We start from the raw sequence: 6,745 nt of genomic DNA, 5'->3' as shown, positions 1-6,745 counted from the left end.
GCGGTAACCAACCCGCGGATATCAGTGTGACCCACCGTCGAGACGTACTGCTACGTCGCCCTCAGGAAATTCAGATGCACCAAAACCGAGAACCGATCGCGATTGACACGGAAAGTCATATCAGTCCGTTCGGCCATAGCCGTCGTTCGCCCATCGGCGCAGATATGCCTGCTCGATGCTCAAGACCGGCCATTCGTCGACGGCAACGGCGAACGGTTGCTATCGGCTTTGACGAATGCGTACTTGCGACCCGCAGCTACCCGTCGGGTTGGAGGGACTTCAATGACGGCTTCGAGCGGGCTTCGGACATCGGTCTTCGCACAAGCTGCTGCTGCGCTTCGGCTCTGGAGTCGCCGGTGCGACCATCGACCGATGGCGGCTATAGCCAGCTTTGCCGCCGTCGGATCCGGGAGCGGTTTTGCACGGCAGTATTGCTGCCGCTGGAAGGAGAGCAGGCGACTCTGAGCAGCGAATCGCCGTTACCGATTGGGTGTGCCTGCTGTGGGTTTGCGGATTCAATCCGTCCTGCCACATTCGTGTTTGTCGACGCCTCAACCGTCCTATCGTCCCGGCAACCGAGGTCTCGTGCGTTCGTGGCAACTCTTGTGGAGCTTCAGTCCCCGGCTGAGCGTACCGTCACGTCGCCGACGACCACTCCTCTCAACCCCTCCCGTAACGCCGTGACATTTTCTACGCCGTTCAGTTGCTCGAACGCCCGCTGCGCTTCCCGCCAGAGCGGCGCCGCTCTTTCGTGCAGGCGCCGTCCTTCCTCGGTAAGCTCAACAATGCGGCTTCGTCCGTCCGTGGGGGACGGCCTGATCGCGACGAAGCCGTCGCGTTCAAGGAAACCGACCATCTTTCCCATCGCCGTCCGTTCGATATCGAGCCGTTCGGCAAGGGCGTTGACCGCAGCACTTCCCACCTCGTCCAGTGCAGCCAGCGTGAGAAATTGCGTGATGCGCAGACCCGCCGGTTCGAGATGACTATCGTAGAGGCGGGAAATCTGCCTGCTTGCCTTCCTCACTGCGAAGCAGTTGCATTGATCGATTCCAAGCGGCTGGTCGAACGGCAACATCTGGTTCCACTCCTCATTTCTTTTGATTGCCGGAACACTACGCGCACGCGCGAAGGTACGGCGGTATCTTTCGATGAAAGTCGACACGGAAAACGCTGGCGTACCGGTGATCTGCGCGCCTCAAGTCTCTCCCCCGTAGCCGACTCTCGTCATCTGCATCGTTCAAAACCCTTCCGGCGGAGTGATGTAGCCGGGCTCCTCGGCGGCAAGCGTGCTCTTCAGTATCGCTGTTCCCCTATCGGCCATAATCTCGCTCTTGCCGGCGGTGAGCGCGTCATAGGTCTGTCGCACCACATCCTCCGGGCTGGCTTTGGGTACGTCAATGCCATTGGTCAGGTCGGTGTCCACGAACCCAACGTGCAGGCCGAGAACCTGAACTCCCCGCGCTTGCAGGTGAAAGCGAAGTTGATTCGTATAACTCCACGCTGCTGCCTTTGATGCAGCATACGGTGCCAGATAGGGCCGCGGAAGCCAGACGATGTCGGAAAGCACGTTAATGATCGCCGCATCCGGCTTGGCCGACAATATCGGCTCGAAGGCCTTTGTGACTCGCACTACGCCGTAGTAGTTCGTATCGAACATGCGGGCCGATTGCGCTTCTACGTCATGCGCCAGAGGCCCGTCGATCAGAGCGGCAATGCCCGCGTTGTTGACCAGCAGGGTCGTGTCTGCCGCCAGTTCCGCGGCTGTGGCGATCGACGCCGTATCCGTAACGTCGATCCTGACGGGCACGACGCCCGGCTCTTCAAAGCCGTTCGTGTTACGCATGCCCGCGTATACCTTCGCCGCCCCACGCCGGCGTGCCTCTCGTGCAAAAGCCAGACCTAGGCCGCGATTGGCGCCGGTGATAAAGACAGTGGCGTTCTTGACATCCATGACATGTTCCTCTTTTAAAGCTGCGTGCCTCCGGTGAGGCAACATCCGCCGCGGACCGGCGGGAGCGTGGTTCAAAGAAAAAGGCTTTCCGGAAACTGCTTTGAAAGTGTCTCCCGCAGATGAGCGGCGAGAGTCAGCACGGCGCCAAGTGGACTCATCCGGACGCTCACGCGCGGCACCGATCCGTCGGCGTTGCGGTCGACTACAACCGCCGCGCTCAGGTTCTCGCCGTTGGTCAGAACGGCCTCGTACTCAAGAATGAGCCGCGAACCGTCCGTCTGGACAAACGTGGGCGCCTGCAAGGCGTAGAGGGTTCCGACGGCGTCGACGGCCAGGCGGATTTCGTCACGTCCGATCACGGGGCCGCGCAATACCGAGCTGACCAACTCTGCGTCAGCAGTCAGATCGTCCAGAAACGGGTGACGCTCATCTTGAGTGGATGTCATCTTCAAACCTCGACTCGTTTGAGGCCGCGCTCACGCGAATGCGGCGCGGTTCTGCGCGACGAACTGCTGGACCGAGAGGGGCGGCTTCCCGGTAATTTTCTCGATGACGTCGTTGGTGCCCGAGAAGACGCCGTCGCGGTAGTTCTGAGCGACCTCGACCAGATGCTGCGTGAGGAACGGCGGGAACCTGTAAAGGTTTTCCATCTTGGTCCGGAACTCTTCGATGGAAGTCGGCGCGTATTCGATCCGGGCTCCGAGAACCTCGCTCATCGCTTCGGCGATCTCGGTATGGTTGACCTCGACGGGGCCATGGAGCGCGTAGGTCTTGCCCTCGTGGCCTGCGGGGTTAGCCAGGACATGGGCAATAACCCGCCCCTGATCATCAGCGGCGATGGGTGCGTGACGGCCGTTGCCAAAGGGAAATTCAATCTTCTTCGTGGCCCAGATCTCCTTTGCAAAATGCGGATAGACGAGCCAATCGGCAAAGAAGGTGGGACGCAGATGCGTAGTCGAAACGCCTGACCAATCAAAGACCCGCTCGGAAACCCAGTGATCCTGGGCCGCGTGGCTCTTCGACTCCCGGCGCGCAGAAATCTGCGACATGTTGACGATCGCCGTGACGCCCGCTTCCTTCGCGGCCTGCGCGAAATAGGCGGCAGCTCCGATGATTCCCGGCGCGATCGGATGAAGGAAATAGGCTGACCGGATTCCTTCCATGGCTGCGCGGATGTCATTGATGTCGGTGAAGTCCCCGACGGCGATATCGACTCCGCGCTGCCTCAGGGCGGCTGCCCGATCGTCGTCTGAGCGCACATAGGCCCGCACGCGTCTGCCCATCTTGAGCAATTCGTCGATAGCGATACCTCCGGTCCTTCCGGTTGCACCGCTCACAAGTATTTCGGCCTGGTTCATAGCTTCGCTCCATTTGAATGTAAGAGCATATGCTCTCTTATTACCAAGATAGGAGCATATGCTCTTACTGTCAAGGCATTTTTGTCCGCGCAGGATTCAACATTGCCGTTCGCGATAAATTGCGGCCGCACGAGGCGGCCTGCGAGCGGTAGCAGCAGCGTGTGTACTTTCAGGCAACAATAGAGGCCATCGAGCAGGAATGCGGTAGCACCGGGCGAATCCCGAACAAGGCGCTGTCCATCGACGTGCAGCGCCTGCGGAAGCACCACCTCGAACGACCCAACTGGCCCAAATCAACGGATCATTCAAAGAGTTCGACCAGCGGGCCGAGGCGCTCTGTCCGAATATTGATGCGAAACAGCCGCCCGAATGACAGCATGAGGTAGTTGACGAATGGCTGCAGGTGGCCGGGAGCCGAAGATCCAGCCGATCGACGGAGCGCCACACTGGTAAACTCGTGCAACCAAAGTAACTTTACATCAGACTTATGACTGCACCCGCTACCGCTGCGGCAACTGGATCGTCTGCGCCCCATTCTCCAGTGATGCAGCAGTACCTGTGCCCTGCCCCATAAGGCTTTGGCAGGTGAGCTACGCCACAGACTACGCTCACTAATTTCCTGTCTGCTCGCTGTCGACCCTCAACGGCCTGCGGCACTTGGAACAGGTCAATGACCGCTTCCGGGCTTCTTGGGACGTCCGCGCGCTCGAAATGCGAAGGACCTTGACGGGTGTAATCATCCATAAGGATGGAGACGCGGAGCGCGTGGGAGCCATTTGCGAGAATTGCGGGCGAGATCAGTCTCTCCCACCCGCGAAACGATACGTGGTCCAGACGGCTCTTATCTCAATCGCCGAGCCAGTAGGGATCTGTTGAAAAATCTCGAGTAATCGGATGCGTCTCGAGCGTATAGAACCGCAGATGCCTGCCATCCGGATCTTCCGCTGCCATGACCCATCCAAGAACGCCCGTGAAGACCGGCGAATGGTGGATGCCCTTCGCCTCGAGATGATCGTGCCAAGCGAGCAGATCACTGTGCGTGCGCACGGAGAACGTCACCGGATCGAGCCCCGCCTCGCGTGCCGCCCGTTCGGGTGACGCGCGCAGCTCGAGATACGTGCCGAGGTTCTCGATCTCGAGGATGTAGGCAAAGAGCTCGCCATCCGGATGCCGATGATCCAGCTCGGGAAGGCGTCTCGCGCCAAGCGCGGTCGCGTAGAAGTCGAGGCTGCGATCAAGGTTTGACACATTGAACTTGAGGTGGTGAATCCCAGCGATGGACGGAAGGCTCATGGCTACCTGCGATTGCTGATAAAAAATAGATGATCGAACCTGCGACGACCGGGCAAGTCTCCGGCTAGCGTCGTGCCGCAAGCGCCGGCGCATCTTTCGCCGCGCCGTCCCCGGCGCTCCCGGCATGCCTGGCGCCGCGCATCGCGGGCCCCAATGCAAGGAACAGGACGGCCGAAACAACGAACAGAACCACGGATATCGCCGTCGCTATTGCATAGGCACCAGTGCGGTCGTGAATCGCGCCGTACAGGATTCCACCTGCCGCAATGCCCGTATAGAAGAACGCCGCCAGCCCGCCGTACACCGCGCCGTAGTGCCTGAGACCGAAGAGTCCGGCACAGAAGAACGAGAGGAAATCCAGTTCGGCGCCGATGCTCAATCCGATCAGCAGGACGGCCGTCAAGACCCATCCCGTGCTTGTACCGCCGAGCATCCAGAGCAGCATCCCGAACGCGGCGAGCAGCAGCGCGCTCGCCGCAACGCGCTCGGGGTGGAAGATATCGAGTGCCCATCCGATCACGAGCCGGCTCACGAACACCGATGCGGCCAGTGAAGACAGCAGCAACGGCGCGGCCCGTGCGGCAAGTCCTTTCTCGATGACGAGCGATTGAAACTGCGACACGAATCCGAGGGATGCGACACTCAGCACGAAAACCGCCGTGCCGAGAAGCCAGAACGAACGCTTGACGACGGCCCTCGCCAGCTTGTCGCCTGATACCGCTTCCGACGCATTCCCGCTGCCGCCCGGATCACGCATGAGCGACATCGCAACGAAGCCCGCCACGAGCACGGCGGCCGCGAAGAACAGGTAGCCTTCGCGCCAGCCCCAGCGCGCAAGAATGAATGCCACCACGGGCGGCAGGATCATCGCCGCGAGACCGATGCCAAGTAGCGCGCAGGCGAGCGCCGTACCGCGCGATCTTCTGAACCTTGATGAGATGATTCGCGTATAACCCACAGGGCCCGTCGCGCAGCCGAGCACATTGAGTGCAATGAAAGCGGCATAGAACATCCACAACCCGCCATTCATATTCGCGAGCCACACGAAGCAGGCGGACATGCCTAGCGCCGACAACACCGCCACCCGGCGCACGCCGAAACGATCGAGCAACAGCCCGGCGAATGGAAGCACGACGGCTGTCACGGGCAGCGCGACGAGCGAAACTACCGCCGCTGTCTTCGACCAGCCGAACTCATGTTCGAGCGCGCGAAAAAAGAAACTCGACACAGGGTTGTAGGCGCCGATGCCGAGGCCAAGCCCGATCATCGCGCCGATCAGATCGCGCCAGCCGCTGCGAAATTCATCGATAAAGGCGTTCATGCGTCGTCCTTGCCGGTGTTGCTCTTGTCCTGATACCCCCTGTTCCACGCGTCGCCGGCGGGCTCTTCCGTTTCGAGCCGCTGCACGCCGGTGGCGATTTTCTTCGCGCTGCGAACCATCGCGGCGAGGTGCTGACGTGCGGCCTCCTCGGGCCGCAGCGCGCTCGCGATGAAGGTCATGTTGATGCAGCCGATCACCCGTTCGCCGACCATGACCGGTACAGCGATCGCACCCGTTTCGGTGGGTTGTTCGCCATAACGCTGGCCGTAGCCCTGCTCTCGCGTGCGATCGAGAAGGGCCTTCAATTCACCGGGCCGTTCAAGCATTTCGTTGCCGGACTCGGGGCAGCGCGACAGATTGGCAAGGATCTGCTTGCGTTCGTTCTCCGGGCAGAATGCGAGATACGCCCTCCCCGTCGCGCCTTGCAGCATCGGAAAGCGCAGTCCGACAACGCCGCGGTCGATGGTGAGGGGACTCGACTGGCGAGTCGTCTCGCGAATCCACATCGCGTTGTTCATGAAGGTGCCGAGATCGACAGGCCAGAGCACCTTGCGCTGTAGCGCGCTCAGCACAGGTCTTGCGACCTGGGTGACCCAGTCCTCGTCGGAAAAACCCTCGGCGAGGGTGCGCACGAGCATCGTGAGGCAATAGCGTTGCTGCCGCAGATTGATCGACACGTAGCCCGCGGTGCGCAATGTTTCGAGAATCCGGTACAGCGCCGGCCGGGAGATGCCCGTCGCCTCGGATAACTCCGCCACGGTCGCCCCATTGCGAACGTTCAACGCCCTCAATACCGCGATCGTCCTCAACGGGCCTCGCATG

At 60.9% G+C, this 6,745-nt stretch carries 7 protein-coding genes; all 7 read right to left on the bottom strand.

The genetic code is table 11. From position 1 onward, the window contains the following. Nucleotides 1-613: 613 nt before the first annotated feature. A complete protein-coding gene (locus tag A6V37_RS15995) occupies nt 614-1,075 on the bottom strand; it encodes a MarR family winged helix-turn-helix transcriptional regulator (RefSeq protein ID WP_064269599.1) in 462 nt (153 codons plus the stop codon). Between the two features lie 162 nt (nt 1,076-1,237). Continuing rightward, complete coding sequence (locus A6V37_RS15990) at nt 1,238-1,951, bottom strand: SDR family oxidoreductase (protein WP_064269598.1); 714 nt, start codon at nt 1,949-1,951, stop codon at nt 1,238-1,240. A gap of 71 nt (nt 1,952-2,022) precedes the next feature. After that, nucleotides 2,023-2,397 (bottom strand): hypothetical protein, encoded by a 375-nt coding sequence (locus tag A6V37_RS15985; RefSeq protein ID WP_064269605.1) that lies wholly within the window; start codon nt 2,395-2,397, stop codon nt 2,023-2,025. A 30-nt stretch (nt 2,398-2,427) separates the two neighbouring features. After that, nucleotides 2,428-3,309 carry an NmrA family NAD(P)-binding protein gene (locus A6V37_RS15980; RefSeq protein WP_064269597.1) on the bottom strand — a complete coding sequence of 294 codons (882 nt, stop codon included), beginning with the start codon at nt 3,307-3,309 and terminating at the stop codon, nt 2,428-2,430. Nucleotides 3,310-4,155: 846 nt separating this feature from the next. Beyond that, a complete protein-coding gene (locus tag A6V37_RS15975) occupies nt 4,156-4,602 on the bottom strand; it encodes a VOC family protein (protein WP_064269596.1) in 447 nt (148 codons plus the stop codon). A gap of 64 nt (nt 4,603-4,666) precedes the next feature. Further along, the gene (locus A6V37_RS15970) at nt 4,667-5,923 is read right to left on the bottom strand and encodes an MFS transporter (protein WP_064269595.1); all 1,257 of its coding nucleotides are present in this window, start codon (nt 5,921-5,923) and stop codon (nt 4,667-4,669) included. Continuing rightward, on the bottom strand, nt 5,920-6,744 hold the full coding sequence (locus tag A6V37_RS15965) for an IclR family transcriptional regulator domain-containing protein (protein WP_075643500.1): 825 nt from the start codon (nt 6,742-6,744) through the stop codon (nt 5,920-5,922). Before A6V37_RS15965 ends, A6V37_RS15970 begins: the two co-directional genes overlap by 4 nt. Between the last annotated feature and the right edge of the window lies 1 nt (nt 6,745).

Origin of the sequence: Paraburkholderia ginsengiterrae (assembly GCF_001645125.1) — a bacterium.
Lineage (GTDB): Bacteria > Pseudomonadota > Gammaproteobacteria > Burkholderiales > Burkholderiaceae > Paraburkholderia > Paraburkholderia ginsengiterrae.
The sequence above is the reverse complement of the archived record's forward strand: the minus strand, read 5'-3'. Positions and strand labels throughout refer to the sequence as shown.